Raw genomic sequence first — 18,449 nt, 5'->3', positions numbered from 1 at the left:
CGTGGAGGCCTTGGCGGCCTGCGAGAAGGGCCTCGCTGCGCACCCGCCGGGCAGTTACTTCACAACGGTTTCCAGGGTCTGGTCGCGGGTGAACTTGAAGCGCGCCACCATGGCGATCTGGTCGGCCTTCTTGCGCATCTCGGCATCAAAGGCGCCAAACGGCCCTGCGGCGCGGGCAATGGCTTCGGCGCGGCGGTCCAGCGTGCCGTTGCCTGAGCCCTGCACGATCTCCGTGCCCAGCACGCGGCCGTCGTGGTTGACGGTGACGATCATCGTCAGCTCGCCGTACAGCTTGCGCCCACCCTGCTCCGGGAAGTTTTCGGTGCCCTTGTCCTCGACCTTGCGGCGCAGCGCGTCGTAGTACACGGCATAGGCTTCCTCGCGGGTGGCGGGGCTGATGTAGCGCTTCTTGGGGCGCGAGTTTTCTTCGTTGATGCGTTTTTCTATCTCGGCCAGCAGCTTGACCAGCTGGCGGCGCTTTTCCTGCTCGCTGGCCTGTTCTCCGCTCTGGCTGGCCTGGCGCGGATCGGGCGCTGGCATGGTGGCCAGCTGCTTGCGCAACTGGGCCAGCAGCTGGGCCTGCTGCTCCTGCATCGCGTCCATCTTGCGCTGGGCCTCTTCGTAGTCGTCACCGATGGTGGTCAGGGCCGAATAGGGCAGGGGGCTGGTGGCCCGGCCCTTCTCTGCATCGCCACCGCCTGCCAGGTTGGCCTGGGCAATCGCCTGGGCCTTGTCGGGCCGCTCGTTCGTCTTGGCGTTTACCAGGATGACTTCGAGCGGCGTGTCCTGGAACACCCGGTTGAAGCCCTCGGGGTCAATGAAGCGCACCGAGATGAGTGCAGCGTGTACGGCGATGGACACGCCCAGCGCCAGCTGCAGCGTGCTGAAGGTGCGGAGGAAGGCAGGGAGTTTCATCGCCGGCAATTATCAGGGGCTGTCCGGGGCTTAGGCGGCCGGTGCTGCTGCAGTGGCGTCGGCGGGGGCCTCGTTCACGTCCACGGCAATGGCGATGGGCCCCGCCACGGTGTCGTCGTCCTCGGCATCGTCCACCGGGCCATCGTCGCTGGTGTCGGCGGGGTCGTCCAGGCGCTCGATCACGGTGCCGTGGATGTCCAGGGTGATTTCGTCCACCTCGCCCAGCTTGACCTTGAGGCGCGCGCCGCGCGGCAGGTTTTGTGCGCCCAGCACGGGGAACACGAGCGGAATGTCGTCGGCGCGGACAAGGAAACTGCCGCCCGGGCCTTCCTTGAAGACCGTGGCGTTCAGTTCGGTGATGCCGTTCTGCTCCACGTATTTGAGCGTCCAGAAGCGTTCCATGCCGGCCTGGTAGCCGTTGTAGGCGCTGTAGGCCGCATCGAAGCTGCTGATGATGGAGAACAGGTCGGCGTCCTTGGGCTTGAAGGGCGCGGCCAGTGCGGCCGTCTTGCCATGGCGGGCGCAGGCAATGATCTGCCACTGGTTGACCAGATCGGTGTAGCGGCGCAGGGGCGATGTGGCCCACGAATAGGCTTTGACACCGATGCCTGCGTGCGGCAGCGCCTTGGTGCCCATCCGCACCTTCACGCCCGGCGCCATGCTGGCCTGGCTGCGGTAGATGCCGGGCACGCCCAGCTCGGCCATCCAGCTGCCCCAGGTGCTGTTGGCGACGATCATGGCCTCGGCCACGATCAGGTCGAGTGGCGCGCCGCGCTGGCGAACGCTGATCTGCACTTGTTCATCGCCCGTGGGCTCGGCACCGTTGTTGCCGGCCAGGCGGAAGTTGTAGTCCGGCCGGTTGAAGTTCTCGGGCTTGCCGCGCACCACCTCGCGGCGCGCCTTGAGGTCCTTGGCGAGGCGGTGCAAAAACGATAGCTGCGGGCGCAATTCGGACAAGCGCTTGGGGTCGTTTTGGTGCTCAAACGCCGGGTTGGACAGCCATTCTTCGGTCACCACCGCATCGAGCTGGTCGTGGCGCAGGTTGGCGGCCACATGCACGCGCTCCAGCCGGGTCTCGGAGCCCTTGAACTCCAGTGTGGCCTCGTCGATGGTCACATATAGAGACACGGCCGGGTTGGCGCGGCCTTCGTCCAGCGTGTAGGTCTGCACCACGTCATCCGGCAGCATGGTGATCTTGTAGCCCGGCATGTACACGGTGGACAAGCGGGCGCGTCCGAGCTGGTCGATGGCGCTGCGCGGCTGGATGGCCAGGCCGGGTGCGGCGATGTGGATGCCCAGCACCACGGTGCCGGTGCCCAGGCCTTGTACCGACAGCGCATCGTCGATTTCGGTGGTCTGCGAATCGTCGATGGAGTACGCCTGGGCGGACGACAGCGGCAGCTCGTCGGCAATGACGGGCGCCGTGAGCGCGGGAAAGCCCGTGCCCTTGGGGAAGTTCTCGAACAGAAAGCGCTTCCAGTGGAACTGGTAGGCCGAATCGATGGCGCCCGCTTTTTGCAGCAGGTCCAGCGGTGCGGTGTGCGTGGCGCGGCTGGCCTCGACCACGGCCTTGTATTCGGGCGCGTTCTTGTCCGGCTTGAACAAGATCTTGTAGAGCTGGTCGCGGATGGGCTGCGGGCATTCGCCGCGTCCGAGCGCTGCGGCCCACTCGTCGATCTGCGCCAGGATGGCCTTTTTCTTCTCGATGGCGGCCAGCGCCTGCTGCAGGATCTCGGCCGAGGCCTTCTTGAAGCGGCCCTTGCCCGCGCGGCGGAAGTAGTGGGGCGCGTCGTACAGGCGGAACAGCGCACCGGCCTGCTGGGCCAGCGTGGCGTTCTCGGAGAAATAGTCCCGCGCCAGGTCGGCAAAGCCAAATTCGTCTTCGGGCGCGAACTCCCAGGCCAGGTCCAGTTCAATGGTCTCCGCCACGGCCTGGGCCTGGGCGACGAGTTCTGCCGGGGCGGGTTTTTCGAACTTCAGGAGGATGTGGGCGGCCTTGACCTTGACCCGTTTGCCCGAGTCCAGCTCCACTTGGGCGGAGGTATCGGCTTCGGACAGGATACGGCCGGCGAGAAATTTGCCGGCTTCTTCAAACAATGCGTGCATGGCGGCGATTGTCCCATGGGCGCCAGCGGGCGCCCGGGCGGCGGCGCATATGATCCACGGCGCGCCTTTTTGCCCCTACCTGCCATCCCATGCCCTTTGCCACCATGGCCACGCCGCTGACACTGCTGGCACTGGCGCTGCCGTTCCTGTTCTGCTTCACGCAGGCCCCCATCAACAACTTCTGGCCCCTGCTGGCGTCCTGGTGCTGCGGCGCGGTGCTGGTGTTGCTGGCCCTGGCTCGCTGCGGCAGTTTGCCGGGGCGGGATCAGGAAGGGGAGACCGGGGTTGCGCCAGCCCTGGTGTCGAGCCGGATGCTGGCGGCGGGCCTTCTCGTAGCGGCACTGATCAGTGCAGTCATCGGGCTGCTGCAGTACTTTCTGGGGGACCCTGGCCTGCCAGGGGTGCAGCCCTCCACACTGGGGCAGGCCATCGGCAACCTGCGCCAGCGCAATCAGCAGGCCACGCTGTTGAGCCTGGGAGTGTGGGCCTTGCTGTGGACCCTGGTTCAGAGGCAAGGGCGTTTGGAACAGCCAGGCTCTGTCACCCCCTTTCAGACAGGGCAAGCTTGGCCCGGTTGGTTGACGGGTTGGCTGGTGGCTTGTGGGCTGGCATTGCTGGCGATGTCGAGCGCGGCCACGGCGTCGCGCACCGGGGCTGCGCAGTGGTTGTTACTGCTGGGGCTCGTGGTGTGCTGGCGCGTGTCATGGGGGCGTCTGGTTCCTGGGGTGGGGCTGGTGGGACTGGTTTTGTATGGCGCAGCGGCCTGGCTGCTGCCCCGTTTACTGCTGGACTGGACCGGGTTCGCATCGGATGGGCTGTTTGTGCGCATCCTCGACGAAGAGCCTGGTTGCACCAGCCGCCGCGTGCTGTGGGCCAATGTGCTGCACCTGATCGCCCAAAAGCCCTGGGTGGGCTGGGGCTGGGGGGAGCTGGACTACGCGCACTATGTCACCGTGTTCCCGGGCGAGCGGTTTTGTGTGTTGCTGGACAATGCCCACAACCTGCCCCTGCACCTTGCGGTGGAGCTGGGCGTGCCGGTGGCGCTGATCTTTTGTGCCGCGGTGGTGGTGTGGGTGCTGCGCGAAAAGCCCTGGCGCGAGACCGATCCAGCGCGGCAACTGGCCTGGGGCATCTTGGCGCCGCTGGGTCTGCACAGCCTGCTGGAGTTTCCGCTGTGGTACGGGCCGTTCCAGCTGGTCACGGTGCTGGCCGTCGCGTTGCTGTGGCGCTGGCAGCTGCCCGGCTGGGCAAGCTCGCTGGGCGCACGCCGGGGGGCGGTCAGCGTCATCGTGGCCGCGCTGGCAACAGGGGCCTATGTGGGCTGGGATTTTTATCGCGTCGGCCAGCTGTACAAACCGCTCGCCGACCGGCCGCCGTCCCTGCGCCAGGACACCGTTCGCAAGGTGGGTAACACCCCCTTTTTCACCGATCAGGTCGATTTTGCGCTGCTGACCACCATCGAGCTTTCGCCCAGCAATGCGGGCCAAGTCTTTGGGGTGGCCAACAAGCTGCTGCACTTCTCGCCCGAACCCCGGGTGATCGAGCCGCTGATCGAAAGCGCCACGATGCTGGGGCTGGACGACGAGGCGGCGTTTCACCTCAAGCGATACCGTGCTGCGTACCCGGCGGACTATGAGCGGTGGCGGGAGCAGGGTCGGCGGATTTCGTCACACCTCAAGCCCTGAACGGAGGCGCGGCGGACGGCCTCCGCGCATTCAGGCCAGCCGCAGAAACTGGCTCACCAAGGGCAGGTAGTCCCCATAGTTGCCCAGCGCGTGGTCGCCTCCCTCCAGTACCACCTGCTTGGCCTGCGGGTAGCGCCCCACCATCTCACGCCAGTCCAGCACTTCGTCGCCCTTGGCAACGATGGCCAGCTCAGGGGCTGCGGGCGAGCGACCCCGCATGTCCAGGGCCTGCAACTCGTCGATGTACTCCGGCAGAAAATAAAACCGCTCGTTCGGGTCATGCCAGCTGGTCTGCTCGCCGATGTAGCGGGCCAGATCACGTGCCGGGTCCACGGCGGGGTTGAGCATCACGCTGGGGCAACCCGCGTGCTGCGCCACCCAGCTGGCGTAGAAGCCGCCCAGCGAAGAGCCGATCACGGCCATGGACGGCCGGGGCCAATCGGCAATGCCCTGCGCCACGAGCGCCATGGCGGCCCGCGGCGATGGCGGCAACTGGGGGCACCAGAAGGTCACGGAGGGGTGGTGGGCTGCCATGTAGGCCGCAGTCTGGCGGGCCTTGGACGACGAGGGGGACGAGCGAAAACCGTGCAGATACAGCAGGTGGGTGGTGGTCATGAGACAGAAAGTGATCGGGGCAGGGGAATCACTGCTTTAACCGGGCTGGCGCAGGCATAAGATGTGCGTACCGGGGCGCCACACCGTGCGGCGCCTGGTTTTGCTACCCGCACCATGACCGATTTTGCCCCGCTTTCCACTGCCAGACGATGGGCGCTCGGATCAGGCGATAAGCCGCCTGCCTCGCTGGGTCGGTTTGAGCTCAAGAAGCAGCTGGGCCGAGGCGCCCAGGCCACCGTGTGGCTGGCGCTGGACCCCCGTCTGCAGCGCGAGGTGGCCATCAAACTCATGCGCCCCATGCAGGACCAGGACCCTTCCGTGCTGGAGCAGTGGCTGCGCGAGGCGCGCCATGTGGGACGCCTGGCCCACCCCTACATCGTGCCGGTGTTCGAGGCCGACGTGCAGGGCTCGCAGCCCTACATCGTGTTTGAGTACGTGCCAGGCCACACGCTGGCCGAACACCTGGCCCAGCAGGGGCGCTGTACGCCGCATGACGCCGTGGCACTTTTGGTGGATGTGCTTGATGGCTTGCATGCCGCCCACCAGGCGGGCATCGTGCACCGCGATCTCAAGCCGTCCAACATCATGATCGATGCGCACCGGCACGCCCGGGTGATGGACTTTGGCATGGCGGCCCCCGTGCAGGCCGCGCCCGATGCACAGCTGGCCAGCGGCACGCCCGCCTACATGGCACCGGAGGCGGCGGCGGGCGCTGCGCCCACCCCGGGGATGGACGTGTATTCCGCCGCGTTGGTGCTTGTCGAGATGCTGACGGGGCGCCCCCTCATCCACCAAAAAGACACCTGGCAGGCGCTGTACCGCATTGCCAACGAAAACCTGGCGCTGCCCGCCGACCTGGGGCCGGGCGTGGACGACGGCCTGCGCGCCATCCTGCAGCGGGCCATGGCACGCGACCCCGCGCAGCGCTACGCCACGGCGGCGGACTTTCGGGATGCACTGCGCGCCTGGGCGGCTCCGGCCAGTGCGCCATCGGCCGCGAGCAACGCCACGCTGGACTTTTTGCTGCGGCGCATGCGCCACAAGAGCGACTTCCCGGCCTTGTCGGATTCTGTGGCCCGCATCCAGCGTGTGGCCAATTCGGAAGACGACAGCATCAGCGACCTGACCCACGAGATCCTGAAAGACGTGGCGCTCACCAACAAGCTGCTGCGTCTGGTCAACAGCGTGCACTACGCCCACGCCAGCCGGGGCACCATCAGCACCGTGTCGCGCGCGGTGAGCCTGGTGGGCTTCAATGCAGTGCGGAACATGGCGCTGAGCCTGGTGTTGCTGGACCACATGCAGGACAAGGCCCATGCCAGCCAGATGCGCGAGGAATTTTTGCGCGCCATGATGGCGGGCTCGGTCGCGGCCGAGCTGTGCAGCACCAGCCAGGCGGCCGAGGAGGCCTTCATCGGGGCGATGTTCCAGAACCTGGGGCGCATGCTGTGCGAGTTCTACTTTCCTGAAGAGGCTCGGCAGGTGCGCAGCCTGGTGGCCTCGGGGCGCATGGAGGGCGGGGAAGAGGCTGCATCGGTACAGGTGCTGGGCCTGGGGTTTGAGGATCTGGGAGTGGGCGTGGCGCGCGTCTGGGGTCTGCCCGAAAGCCTGCAGCGCTGCATGCGCAAGCCGCTGGGCTCACCCATGCAGCGCGCGCCCGAGCAAGGGGTGGAGCGCCTGCGCTGGGCGGCCATGGCGGCCAACGAGGTCGCCAGCGCCTTGCTGTTCTGCGAACCTGCTCAGCTGGAGGGGCAGCTGGGCCAAGTGGGCACGCGGTACGCACGCACGCTGGCGCTGTCGGCTGAGGCCATTGCCGAAGCCACCCTGCGTGCGCGCCACAAGCTGGTGGCACTGGCCGAGGCGCTGGACCTGCGCGTGGCGCCGGACACACCAGCCGCCCGCCTGCTCAAGCTGCCGTCGGCTGCGGGTGCGTCTGTGGCCCCCGATGACGCGCTGGGCGCCCACGAGTTGCGCGTGAACGAAACCCAGCCCCTGCCTGCTGTGCTGGAGTCCCAGGCCGGAGGGGCGGTGTCGGTGGCGCAGGTCAATGAGGTGCTGGCGGCAGGCATTCAGGACATCACCAACGCCATGGTCGAGAGTTTTCAGCTCAACGATGTACTGCGCATGATCCTGGAGACCATGTTCCGCGCGCTGGGTTTCCGGCGCATGGTGTTTTGCCTGCGCGAGGCCCGCACCGACATGTTGACCGGCCGCTTTGGCCTGGGGGAGGGCAGCGAGGTGGCCGTGCGGGCCCTCAAGGTACCCCTCAAGGCCCAGGGCGACCTGTTTGCCGCCGTGTGCCTGCGCGGTGCAGACACCCTGATCAACGACGCCACCGAGCCCCGCATGCAGGCGCGGCTGCCCGAGTGGTACCGCAAGGGCGTCAATGCACCGTCGTTCCTGCTGCTGCCGCTGCAAATCAAGGGGCAGCCCTTTGCCCTCATCTATGCCGATCAGGCCACACCGGGGGGCATTGTGGTGGATGACAAGGCCCTGGGCCTGCTGCGCACCCTGCGCAACCAGGCCGTGATGGCCTTCCGGCAGGCAGGGTAGTGCCGCTGTCGACGATCTCTCTGCCGGGGAGTTGGCTGCTCTGACGCCCGGCATCCCCCCGATAATCGGGGAATGGCCGTCGTTTTTGAAAAGCCCACGCTCGTCCAGCGTCTGGCGCCCCTGTTCCGGGGCTTTGACCTTCCCCTCCTGTTGCTGGTGCTGATGCTGGCCAGCGCGGGGTTGCTGGCCATGTATTCGTCGGGTTATGACCACGGCACGCGGTTTGTGGACCACGGGCGCAACATGCTGATTGCAGGAGCCATCCTGTTCATGGTGGCCCAGGTGCCCCCCCAGAAAATCATGGCTTGCGCCGTGCCGCTGTACCTGACCGGGGTGGCCCTGCTGGTGGCGGTGGCGCTGTTTGGCATCACCAAAAAAGGGGCCACGCGCTGGATCAACGTGGGTATCGTGATCCAGCCCAGCGAAATCCTCAAGATCGCCATGCCACTGATGCTGGCTTGGTGGTTCCAGAAGCGCGAGGGCACGCTGCGTCCCTTGGACTTTGCGGCGGCGGGCCTGCTGCTGGCGGTTCCGGTGGGCCTGGTCATGAAGCAGCCCGACCTCGGTACCTCGCTGCTGGTGCTGGCTGCGGGGCTCTCGGTGATCTTTTTTGCGGGCCTGTCCTGGAAGCTGATCCTGCCCCCGGTGCTGATTGGCGGTGTGGGCATTGCCACCCTGGTGCTGCTGGGCGACCAGCTGTGCGCGGATGGCGTGCGATGGGTGGTGCTGCACGACTACCAGCAGCAGCGCATCTGCACCTTGCTGGACCCCACCCGCGACCCGCTGGGCAAGGGCTTTCACATCATCCAGGGCATGATCGCCATCGGCTCGGGCGGGCTATGGGGCAAGGGCTTCATGGCGGGCACGCAAACCCACCTGGAGTTCATCCCCGAGCGCACCACCGACTTCATTTTTGCCGCCTATTCGGAAGAGTTTGGCCTGGCGGGCAACTTGTTCCTGCTGGTGTGTTTTCTGCTGCTGGTCTGGAGGGGCCTGGCCATTGCCGCAGGCGCCACCACCTTGTTTGGCCGCCTCATGGGGGGCGCGGTGTCTATGATCTTTTTCACCTATGCCTTTGTGAACATGGGCATGGTGAGTGGCATCTTGCCGGTGGTGGGCGTCCCTTTGCCCTTCATCAGCTATGGCGGCACCGCCATGGTGACGCTGGGGCTGGCACTGGGCATCCTGATGTCGGTGGCGCGATCCCAGAAACAGGAAACCAAGGATCCTCTCCCGGCAGCACTGTAGGGCCTTGTGGGCCTGGTTGCCTGGAACACGCCCTCGGGGTACAAACCGGCTGGCCAACCGTGTTTTGGCCGCTCAGCATCCGGAGGGTTTCCCCATGGCGGCGAAGTTCGAGCTCAAGAAGTCGAAAAACGACAAGTTTGTCTTCAACCTGCTGGCCGCCAACGGTCAGGTCATCCTGACCAGCGAGATGTACGAGTCTCGCGCCAGCGCGCTGGGTGGTATCGAGGCGGTGCGCAAGAACGCTCCGAACGATGGCCGTTTTGGCAGGCTCAGTGCCAAGAACGGAGCGCCATATTTCACCTTGAAGGCCGCCAATGGCCAGGTGATTGGCCAAAGCCAGATGTACTCCGGTGCCAAGGCCCGGGACGCGGGCATCGAGTCGGTGCAGGTCCATGCGGCCGAGGCCGGCCTGGATGACCAAACCGCCGCGTAAGGCGGCGGGCGGCGCTGACGGGGCGCCAGGGTCAAATAGGGACATGTGGGCTCCACACGGGCAGGGGCTGGTCAGGCGCCTAAAATGCTTCGATGACTTTCCGCTCCACCACTGCCGCGCCCCAGCGTGCGGCCACCAGCCAGCGCATTGATGTTGCCCGTGAACTGCTGCTGACCCCTTTTGGCCTGGACGAAGGCCACCTCGCCCGCGCACTGGCCGAGATCCGCACCCACCAGGTGGACGATGCGGACCTGTACTTCCAGTACACCCGCAGTGAAGGCTGGAGCCTGGAAGAGGGCATCGTCAAGACAGGCTCCTTCAGCATCGACCAGGGCGTGGGGGTGCGTGCTGTCAGTGGCGAGAAGACGGCCTTTGCCTATTCGGACGACATCTCCGAGGCATCGCTGCTGGACGCAGCGCGCACCGTACGGTCTATTTCGTCTATAGCGAACGCAGGCAAAGTGCGGGTAGCTCCTAAAAAGGTAGCATCCAGCCGCAGCCTGTACCCGGGCGTGGACCCGATTGCCTCGCTGGACAGCACGGCCAAGGTGGCGCTGCTGGAGCGGCTGGAGCAGCGCGCCCGGGCCAAGGACCCGCGCGTGGCGCAGGTGATGGCGGGGCTGGCCAGTGAATACGACGTGGTGCTGGTGGCGCGCGCCGATGGCACCCTGGCGGCCGATGTACGACCGCTCGTGCGGCTGTCGGTCACGGTGATTGCCGAGCAGAACGGCCGACGTGAGATGGGCTCTGCTGGCGGCGGTGGCCGTTTTGGTCTCGCCTACTTCGACGACGAGCAAATGGGTAAGTACGTTGACGAGGCTGTGAACGCGGCCCTGGTCAACCTGGAATCGCGTCCCGCTCCGGCGGGGGAGATGACCGTGGTGCTGGGCTCAGGCTGGCCGGGCATCTTGCTGCACGAGGCCATCGGCCACGGACTGGAGGGCGACTTCAACCGCAAGGGCTCCAGCGCGTTCAGTGGCCGCATTGGCCAGCGCGTGGCTGCCAAGGGTGTCACTGTGCTGGACGACGGCACCATTGCCGACCGCCGAGGTTCGCTGAACGTGGATGACGAAGGCCATGCCAGCCAGCGCAATGTGCTGATCGAGGATGGCATCTTGAAGGGCTACATCCAGGATTCGCTGAACGCACGCCTGATGGGTGTGGCACCCACCGGCAACGGCCGCCGCGAGAGCTATGCCCACATCCCCATGCCGCGCATGACCAACACCTACATGCTGGGCGGCGACAAGGACCCGCAAGAGATCATCGCCAGCATCAAGAAGGGCCTGTACGCCAGCAACTTCGGCGGCGGGCAGGTGGACATCACCTCGGGCAAGTTCGTGTTCTCGGCCAGCGAGGCGTACTGGGTGGAAAACGGCAAGATCCAGTATCCCGTCAAGGGCGCCACCATCATCGGCAGCGGCCCTGAGTCGCTCAAGAAGGTGACCATGATCGGTAACGACATGCGCCTCGACAGCGGCGTGGGTACCTGCGGCAAGGAAGGCCAGAGCGTGCCGGTGGGCGTGGGGCAACCCACGCTGCGCATCGAAGGCTTGACGGTGGGCGGTACGGCCTGAGGGTTGCGTTGGCAGCCTGCCGGCAGACCTGGGGTGGTGCGTGACTTCGCGTTTTCACCCGCTTTTCGGGGCTTGTACTGCGCGTCGGCCAGCGCACAATGGGTGACACCATGCCTGCCACGCGCCCCAGTCAATTGCTGACGCTCCAGTCGTTTGGAGACATCAGCCGCTTTTTGCGCGAGGGCGTTGCCGACGAGGACTCGCGCCAGCTGCGTGACAGCCTTGGTGCGTTGTCCTCGCAGATCGACGAGGCAGTTCGCATCCGCCGCACCAGCACGGACACCACCGAGATCACGCGCCGTGTGGTGACCTTGTCGCACAGCGCGCGTGAACACCAGCTGTTTTTGACTGGCCTGGGCTCAGCGTGGCACGCGCTGTACGAGTTTGGCGCCTACCAGCGTGCACTGCGGGAGCTGCGCAACGCCATTGCAGACTGGCAACTGATGCTGGAGCGGCGCAGCACCAAGGAAAGCGAAAGCTTTGACCAGTTCGAGCTGCTGGCCTGGCGAACCCTGGGCGAAGCGCTGCTGCTCATCGACATGTACGAGCACCAGAGCAATCCTGCAAGCGACTTGCAAGACGTGCAGCCGCCGCGCAAGCCCTCGGCGTTGCAGCGCTTGCGTGCATGGTTTTGGGGGGGACGCCGGTGAATCGCTCTGGTCTGGCGCTTTTGGGGCGAGTGGATGTCGTGCATTTGCAACATGCCGAGGGTGCTGAACTGCCGCACTCCTGTGCTACATTGCTTCCCATGCAAGTTCGCAGCGCGTTTTATTTTTGGTTTTTTATCTCGGTCCCCGGCGGATGAGAGGAAAACGCGTAAGCACACACAACCTCCCCATACCAACCGCCGACGCTGCAAAGCCCGGCGGTTTTTGTTTTTCAGCCCTCCCGTTTTTCCATCCACTCCAACCGACTCCACGAGGAAGCAACCATGACGGCCACTACCAATCCCACCAGCGATGCCTGGTACCGCAGCGTCGAGAAAACCAGCCAGACCGACGACGAACGTATCAAGGACATCACCGTGTTGCCTCCTCCCGAGCATCTGATCCGCTTCTTCCCGATCGGCGGCACGCCGGTCGAGACGCTGATCACCCAAACCCGCAAGAACATTCACAACATCATGGCGGGCAAGGACGACCGCCTGCTGGTGGTGATTGGCCCTTGCTCTATCCACGATCCCGCCGCCGCTGTCGAGTACGCTCGCCGCCTGATGGCTGTGCGCACCCAGTACGCTGACACGCTCGAAATCGTGATGCGCGTGTACTTCGAAAAGCCACGCACCACCGTGGGCTGGAAGGGGCTCATCAATGACCCTTACCTGGACGAAAGCTACCGCATCGACGAAGGGCTGCGCATTGCGCGCCAGCTGCTCATCGAGATCAACCGCCTGGGCATGCCTGCCGGCAGCGAGTTCCTGGACGTGATTTCGCCCCAGTACATCGGCGACCTGATCAGCTGGGGCGCGATTGGCGCACGCACCACCGAAAGCCAGGTGCACCGCGAGCTGGCCTCCGGCATCTCGGCCCCCATCGGCTTCAAGAACGGCACGGACGGCAACATCCGCATCGCTACCGACGCCATCCAGTCGGCCAGCCGGGGCCACCACTTCCTGTCGGTGCACAAGAACGGTCAGGTCGCCATCGTGAACACCAAGGGCAACAAGGACTGCCATGTGATTTTGCGCGGCGGCAAGGCGCCCAACTACGACGCTGCCAGTGTGGCCGCGGCTTGCAAAGACCTCGAAGCCGCCAAGCTGCCCGCCACATTGATGGTGGACTGCAGCCATGCCAACAGCAGCAAGCAGCACGAAAAGCAGCTGGACGTGGCCCGCGATGTGGCGGCTCAGGTGGCGGGCGGTTCGCGCAGCGTGTTCGGCCTGATGATCGAAAGCCACCTGACGGCAGGCGCCCAGAAGTTCACACCCGGCAAGGACGATCCTTCGGCACTCGAATACGGCAAGAGCATCACCGACGCCTGCCTGGGCTGGGACGCTTCGCTGCAGGCGCTGGCCGAGCTGTCGGACTCCGTCAAGGCGCGTCGCGCCCGCTGATCGTCAGACCTGTCGCAAGATCTAAACTTGGGCCTATCGCTGCACACTAGGTGCAGCTGCTGGCCCGAGTCACCGCAAAAACGCAGAAAGGCGATCCATCATGCACAGCGAAGTGTCGGTCAAACTGGCCGCGAATCAGGAATACCGTTTTGATCTGGAGGGCGCCGAGCCCATGGCCCACGAGGCGGGGCGGCGCTGGCTCGACGACCAGTTCATCGCGCTGGACTGCGAGCCCTTGCGCGCCAGCGGCAAGGTGCTGCTGGCCGACAAGGTGCTGACCGTGGCACGCGCAGCCGGTGCGGCGCTGATGCAGGACCCAGTGTGGTCCCGCGACTTTGCGCGCGCTTCCAGTGCCGCGCTGGCCAAGCCTATCGTGCGGGTGGACGTGCCGGGCATGGCAGTCACATTTTGACCGCCATTGGCTAGAAATCGGCTGCTAGCGCTAGTGGAATATGTGCTGGCAGCTATTATTTTTGTAGTGCTTGCAGCAGTTTGGCGTGGATGCCGCCAAAACCGCCATTGCTCATGCACACCACATGGTCGCCCGGGCGCGCGGCCTGGGTGACCAGGGCCACCAGCGTATCGATGTCCGGGGCCGTCTGGGCGCGCTGTCCGGGGCCGACGCCCAGTGGTGCCAGAGCCTGCGCGGCATCCCAGTCCAGCCCAGCCGTGTGGCAAAAGGCCAGGTCGGCCGGCTCCAGGGCCCAGGGCAATTGGCTTTTCATCGCGCCCAGTTTCATGGTGTTGCTGCGGGGCTCGAACACAGCGAGGATGCGGGCACCCGGGCCCAGGGTGCGGCGCAAGCCGTCCAGGGTGGTACGCAAGGCGGTGGGGTGGTGGGCAAAGTCGTCGTACACGGCCACGCCGCCCACTGTGCCGCGCAGCTCCATGCGCCGCTTGACGTTCTGAAAACTGCCCAACGCGGCTGCCGCCTGCTCGGGCGCCACGCCTACATGGTGGGCCGCTGCCATGGCTGCCAACGCATTGAGCTGGTTGTGCACGCCGGTCAGCGTCCACTCCACGCGCGCCACGGTATGCCCCTGGTGCACCACATCAAATGCCTGCGGGTCGCCAACCGCGTGAAAGTCGCTGACTGCAGCGCCAAAGCTCGTCACTTCGCTCCAGCAGCCGGTGTGCAGCACACGTGCCAAGCTTTCTTCCAGCCCATTGACCACCACGCGCCCCGACGGCGGCACGGTGCGCACCAAATGGTGGAACTGGCGTTCGATGGCCGCCAGGTCGTCAAAGATGTCCGCGTGGTCGAACTCCAGATTGTTCAACACAGCGGTACGGGGCCGGTAGTGCACGAACTTGCTGCGTTTGTCGAAAAAGGCGGTGTCGTATTCGTCGGCCTCGATCACGAACAGCGGCGCAGCCCCGAGCGGCGCGGCGGCGGGGGCAGGGCGCTGTGCAGCGCCCAGGCGTGCGGACACGCCAAAGTTCAGCGGCACACCGCCGATCAGAAAGCCGGGTTGCTGCCCGGAAGACTCCAGAATCCACGCCAACATCGATGTGGTGGTGGTCTTGCCATGCGTCCCAGCCACGGTCAGCACATGGCGGCCCTGCAACACGTGCTCGGCCAGCCATTGGGGCCCGCTGGTGTAGGGCAGTCCTGCGTCCAGAATGGCTTCCATCAGCGGAAACTTGGGGGAGCCATCGGCCAGCCGTGCCCGGCTGACGACATTGCCCACCACAAACATGTCGGGCTGGAGCGCGAGCTGGTCGGCGCCGAAGCCTTCGATCAGGTCGATGCCCAACGCGCGGAGCTGGTCGCTCATGGGGGGATAGACCCCGGCGTCGCAGCCCGTCACTTTGTGGCCCGCCTCGCGCGCAAGGGCCGCCAAGCCTCCCATGAACGTGCCGCAGATGCCCAGAATGTGTATATGCATGGGCGCTGATTCTAAAGCCGGGGTTCCGCGCACTGTTCAAAGCAAAAGTGGCAGCTGGCGCCTGTTCCATCTGCCTGAACTGCTCTCAAAACAATAGTCTTTCGGGGTGGCGGTTGTTGGGGTTGCCAGGGGTGTCTGAGGGGCATCGCCCGTGCTGTCATGGCTTCGCGCCACAATGCAGGGTCCTTTGTTGCCTCTGTCTGCCATGCACACACCTTTGAGCGAAGAAATCGCCCACACCACGGCCCGCCTGGTGGTGGAAGAAGGGCTGGAATGGGGCCCCGCCAAGCGCCGTGCGCTGCGGCAGATGGGTTTGCCGGCCCGTACCCCGCTGCCGGACAACGACCTGGTGGAAGAGGCTGTGCGGGAGTACATCCAGCTCTTCTGTGCCGACACCCAGCCGCGCGAGCTGCGGGCACTGCGCCAGCTGGCCCTGGTGTGGATGGAGCGCATGGCGGCTTTCCGGCCGCATCTGGCGGGTGCGGTGTGGCACGGAACGGCCACACGTCTGTCGGATATTTACCTGCAGTTGTTCTGCGATGACCCCAAATCGGCAGAGATCGCTCTGATCGATCATCATGTGGACTACGAACCCCGCACGGTCACTGGCTTCCACGGTGAATCGGTGGAGGCGTTGAGTCTTGGCAGCAAATCGCCCGAACTCAACGAAATGATCGGCGTGCACCTGCTGATTTACGACCTTGACGACCTGCGAGGTGCGCTCCGGCCCGACACCAAGGGCCGAACCCCGCGTGGTGACATCACGGCAGTGCGCCGCTTGCTTCAAGAAAACACGACCCCATGACCCAGCTTGCTGAATCCCCCGAACCTGTGACTCCTGGCGACGTTGCGCCCAACGCCGCTCGCAGGCGCTTTTTGTATGCCGGGGTGGCAGGCGCCGCCGCTTTGGGGGGCGCGGGCCTGGCATGGTGGAAGTTTCAGCCCCACGCCGTGGAGCAAGGGGCCGAGCAGGCGCTCTGGGGGCTGGAGTTTGAAACACCTGCCGGGAGTACCTTGGCCATGAAGTCATTGGCAGGCAAGCCGTTGCTGCTCAATTTCTGGGCCACGTGGTGCCCGCCTTGTGTGGAAGAGCTGCCCATGCTCAACGCCTTCTATCGCGAACAATCTGCCAAAGGCTGGCAAGTGCTGGGTTTGGCCATTGACCAGCCGTCAGCAGTACGCAAGTTTCTGACGCGTATCCCGCTGGATTTCCCTGTGGGACTGGCGGGACTGGGTGGCACGGATCTGGGCCGGTCGCTGGGCAACCTGACGGGAGGCCTGCCTTTCACCGTGGTCCTTGGTGGGGAGGGAAAGGTGCTGCATCGTAAAATGGGGCAAGTGACCACCCGGGACTTGCAGCTTTGGGCAGGCATGGGCTGAGGGTTCGCGTCGAAAAGCAGCCGCCCTTCAGGCTTTCCGGGTGCGTCTTTCTCTCTGAGAGATGGCAATTCCCATGCCGAAGTTCATGAAAAATGGGTGTGGAAGACTGCGATAGGGTGAAATTGGAGTAAATTCGCGCCCTATTCAGTTTTATAGCCGTTGGAGCTTCCATGGATCTGCGAAAACTCAAAACCCTCATCGATCTCGTGTCCGAGTCGAACGTGTCCGAACTCGAAATTACCGAGGCCGAGGGCAAAGTCCGCATCGTCAAGAGCGGTGGTGCCGTGGTTCAGCAGTATGTGCCCGCCCCGGTTGCAGCTCCTGCCGCTGCGCCTGCTGCCGCGCCTGTGGCGGAATTGCCCGCGCCCCCTGCGGCCGCCGCACCCACCGGCCACATCGTCAAGTCGCCCATGGTGGGCACCTTCTATCGCTCGTCCAGCCCTGGCGCCAAGGCTTTTGTCGAGGTGGGCAGCCAGGTCAAGGAAGGCGAGACCATCTGCATCATCGAGGCCATGAAGATCCTCAACGAGATCGAAGCCGACAAGTCGGGCACGGTCACCCGCATCCTGGGCGAGAACGGCCAAGCCGTGGAATACGGACAGCCGCTGTTCGTCATCGAATAAGGCGCTCATGTTCAAGAAGATTCTTGTTGCGAATCGCGGAGAGATTGCTCTCCGTATCCAGCGCGCTTGCCATGAACTGGGCGTGAAGGCCGTCATGGTCTATTCCGAGGCCGACCGCGACGCCAAGTATGTCAAGCTGGCCGAAGAGGCCGTTTGCATCGGCCCAGCGCCTTCGCCGCTGTCCTACCTCAACATGCCCGCCATCATCTCGGCGGCCGAGGTGACCGACGCCGAGGCCATTCACCCCGGCTATGGCTTCCTGTCCGAGAACGCCGACTTTGCCGAGCGCGTGGAAAAGAGTGGCTTTCAGTTCATCGGCCCCACGCCAGAGTCGATCCGCATCATGGGCGACAAGGTGTCCGCCAAGCAGGCCATGATCCGCGCAGGCGTGCCCTGCGTGCCGGGTTCTGAGGGCGAGTTGCCCGACGATCCGGTGCAGATCCGCCGCATCGCCAAGGCAGTGGGCTACCCGGTGATCATCAAGGCCGCAGGCGGCGGCGGTGGCCGTGGCATGCGCGTGGTCCACACCGAGGCCGCACTGGTCAATGCCGTGCAGATGACCAAGGCCGAGGCGGGTGCCGCGTTTGGCAATCCTGCGGTGTACATGGAGAAGTTCCTCCAGAACCCACGCCACATCGAAATCCAGATCCTGGCCGACAAGCACCGCAATGCGGTGTATTTGGGCGAGCGCGACTGCTCCATGCAGCGCCGCCACCAGAAGGTGATCGAAGAGGCGCCAGCTCCAGGCATTCCTCGCAAGCTGATAGAGAAAATCGGTGAGCGTTGCGTCGCTGCCTGCAAGAAGATCGGCTACCGGGGCGCGGGCACGTTTGAGTTCCTGTACGAGAACGGCGAGTTCTACTTCATCGAGATGAACACCCGTGTGCAGGTGGAACACCCCGTGACCGAGTGGATCACGGGCGTGGATATCGTGAAAACGCAGATCATGGTGGCGGCGGGCGAAAAGCTGCCTTTCACCCAGCGCCAGATCGAAATCCGTGGCCACGCCATCGAGTGCCGGGTGAACGCGGAAGACCCGTACAAGTTCATCCCTTCGCCCGGGCGCATTACCACCTGGCATCCACCAGGTGGCCCCGGCGTGCGCGTGGACTCGCATGCTTACACCAACTACTTCGTGCCACCCAACTACGACTCGATGATCGGCAAGATCATCGTGCACGGCGACACGCGCGAGCAGGCGCTGGCCCGCATGCGCACGGCCCTGTCCGAGACGGTGATCGAAGGCATCAACACCAATGTGCCGCTGCACCGCGAGCTGATGGTGGACGCCAAGTTCATGGCGGGCGGCACCAACATCCATTACCTGGAAGAGTGGCTGTCGCAGCACAAACGCTGAGCTGGCACGCAGCAG

The 18,449-nt window shown here is 65.0% G+C and carries 16 protein-coding genes; 12 read left to right on the top strand and 4 right to left on the bottom strand.

Going from position 1 to position 18,449, the window contains the following annotated elements:
- Positions 1-54: 54 nt before the first annotated feature.
- Complete coding sequence (locus IB236_RS10245) at positions 55-915, bottom strand: energy transducer TonB (RefSeq protein WP_192420475.1); 861 nt, start codon at positions 913-915, stop codon at positions 55-57.
- A 30-nt stretch (positions 916-945) separates the two neighbouring features.
- Positions 946-3,021, bottom strand: a complete 2,076-nt coding sequence (locus tag IB236_RS10240) for a ribonuclease catalytic domain-containing protein (RefSeq protein ID WP_192420473.1) — start codon at positions 3,019-3,021, stop codon at positions 946-948.
- Positions 3,022-3,110: 89 nt separating this feature from the next.
- On the opposite strand from IB236_RS10240, the gene IB236_RS10235 reads away from it, so the two are divergent.
- Positions 3,111-4,706 (top strand): Wzy polymerase domain-containing protein, encoded by a 1,596-nt coding sequence (locus IB236_RS10235; RefSeq protein ID WP_192420471.1) that lies wholly within the window; start codon positions 3,111-3,113, stop codon positions 4,704-4,706.
- Between the two features lie 30 nt (positions 4,707-4,736).
- Here IB236_RS10235 and IB236_RS10230 read toward each other — a convergent pair whose 3' ends face one another.
- Positions 4,737-5,321 carry a YqiA/YcfP family alpha/beta fold hydrolase gene (locus IB236_RS10230; RefSeq protein WP_056746918.1) on the bottom strand — a complete coding sequence of 195 codons (585 nt, stop codon included), beginning with the start codon at positions 5,319-5,321 and terminating at the stop codon, positions 4,737-4,739.
- Between the two features lie 114 nt (positions 5,322-5,435).
- On the opposite strand from IB236_RS10230, the gene IB236_RS10225 reads away from it, so the two are divergent.
- The 7 genes from IB236_RS10225 (at position 5,436) to IB236_RS10195 (ending at position 13,597) form a co-directional block, all read left to right on the top strand.
- On the top strand, positions 5,436-7,874 hold the full coding sequence (locus IB236_RS10225) for a serine/threonine protein kinase (RefSeq protein ID WP_192420469.1): 2,439 nt from the start codon (positions 5,436-5,438) through the stop codon (positions 7,872-7,874).
- Positions 7,875-7,946: 72 nt separating this feature from the next.
- Positions 7,947-9,122 (top strand): rod shape-determining protein RodA, encoded by a 1,176-nt coding sequence (gene rodA / locus IB236_RS10220; RefSeq protein ID WP_056746916.1) that lies wholly within the window; start codon positions 7,947-7,949, stop codon positions 9,120-9,122.
- A gap of 94 nt (positions 9,123-9,216) precedes the next feature.
- A complete protein-coding gene (locus IB236_RS10215; protein WP_056746915.1) occupies positions 9,217-9,555 on the top strand; it encodes a YegP family protein in 339 nt (112 codons plus the stop codon).
- Between the two features lie 92 nt (positions 9,556-9,647).
- On the top strand, positions 9,648-11,132 hold the full coding sequence (tldD, locus tag IB236_RS10210; RefSeq protein ID WP_056066366.1) for a metalloprotease TldD: 1,485 nt from the start codon (positions 9,648-9,650) through the stop codon (positions 11,130-11,132).
- Positions 11,133-11,242: 110 nt separating this feature from the next.
- Positions 11,243-11,782 (top strand): hypothetical protein, encoded by a 540-nt coding sequence (locus IB236_RS10205; protein ID WP_192420467.1) that lies wholly within the window; start codon positions 11,243-11,245, stop codon positions 11,780-11,782.
- Positions 11,783-12,063: 281 nt separating this feature from the next.
- Complete coding sequence (locus tag IB236_RS10200; RefSeq protein ID WP_192420465.1) at positions 12,064-13,185, top strand: 3-deoxy-7-phosphoheptulonate synthase; 1,122 nt, start codon at positions 12,064-12,066, stop codon at positions 13,183-13,185.
- Between the two features lie 100 nt (positions 13,186-13,285).
- Complete coding sequence (locus IB236_RS10195; RefSeq protein WP_060985133.1) at positions 13,286-13,597, top strand: hypothetical protein; 312 nt, start codon at positions 13,286-13,288, stop codon at positions 13,595-13,597.
- Between the two features lie 55 nt (positions 13,598-13,652).
- Here IB236_RS10195 and mpl read toward each other — a convergent pair whose 3' ends face one another.
- Entirely contained in the window at positions 13,653-15,074 is a 1,422-nt protein-coding gene (mpl, locus tag IB236_RS10190) for a UDP-N-acetylmuramate:L-alanyl-gamma-D-glutamyl-meso-diaminopimelate ligase (protein WP_192420463.1), read from the bottom strand.
- Positions 15,075-15,279: 205 nt separating this feature from the next.
- Between mpl and IB236_RS10185 the strand changes: the two genes are divergently transcribed.
- The 4 genes from IB236_RS10185 (at position 15,280) to accC (ending at position 18,434) form a co-directional block, all read left to right on the top strand.
- Positions 15,280-15,879 carry a hypothetical protein gene (locus tag IB236_RS10185; RefSeq protein WP_056066353.1) on the top strand — a complete coding sequence of 200 codons (600 nt, stop codon included), beginning with the start codon at positions 15,280-15,282 and terminating at the stop codon, positions 15,877-15,879.
- Positions 15,876-16,454 (top strand): TlpA disulfide reductase family protein, encoded by a 579-nt coding sequence (locus IB236_RS10180; RefSeq protein ID WP_192420461.1) that lies wholly within the window; start codon positions 15,876-15,878, stop codon positions 16,452-16,454. The genes IB236_RS10185 and IB236_RS10180 overlap by 4 nt, the downstream gene beginning before the upstream one ends.
- A gap of 170 nt (positions 16,455-16,624) precedes the next feature.
- The gene (gene accB / locus IB236_RS10175) at positions 16,625-17,077 is read left to right on the top strand and encodes an acetyl-CoA carboxylase biotin carboxyl carrier protein (RefSeq protein ID WP_056066347.1); all 453 of its coding nucleotides are present in this window, start codon (positions 16,625-16,627) and stop codon (positions 17,075-17,077) included.
- Between the two features lie 7 nt (positions 17,078-17,084).
- Positions 17,085-18,434 carry an acetyl-CoA carboxylase biotin carboxylase subunit gene (accC, locus tag IB236_RS10170; protein ID WP_056066345.1) on the top strand — a complete coding sequence of 450 codons (1,350 nt, stop codon included), beginning with the start codon at positions 17,085-17,087 and terminating at the stop codon, positions 18,432-18,434.
- Positions 18,435-18,449: the final 15 nt, after the last annotated feature.

It is taken from the genome of Acidovorax sp. ACV02, assembly GCF_014851475.1.
GTDB classification, from domain to species: domain Bacteria; phylum Pseudomonadota; class Gammaproteobacteria; order Burkholderiales; family Burkholderiaceae_C; genus Acidovorax; species Acidovorax delafieldii.
Note: the sequence above shows the minus strand (reverse complement) of the source record. Positions and strands in the feature narration are given on the sequence as shown.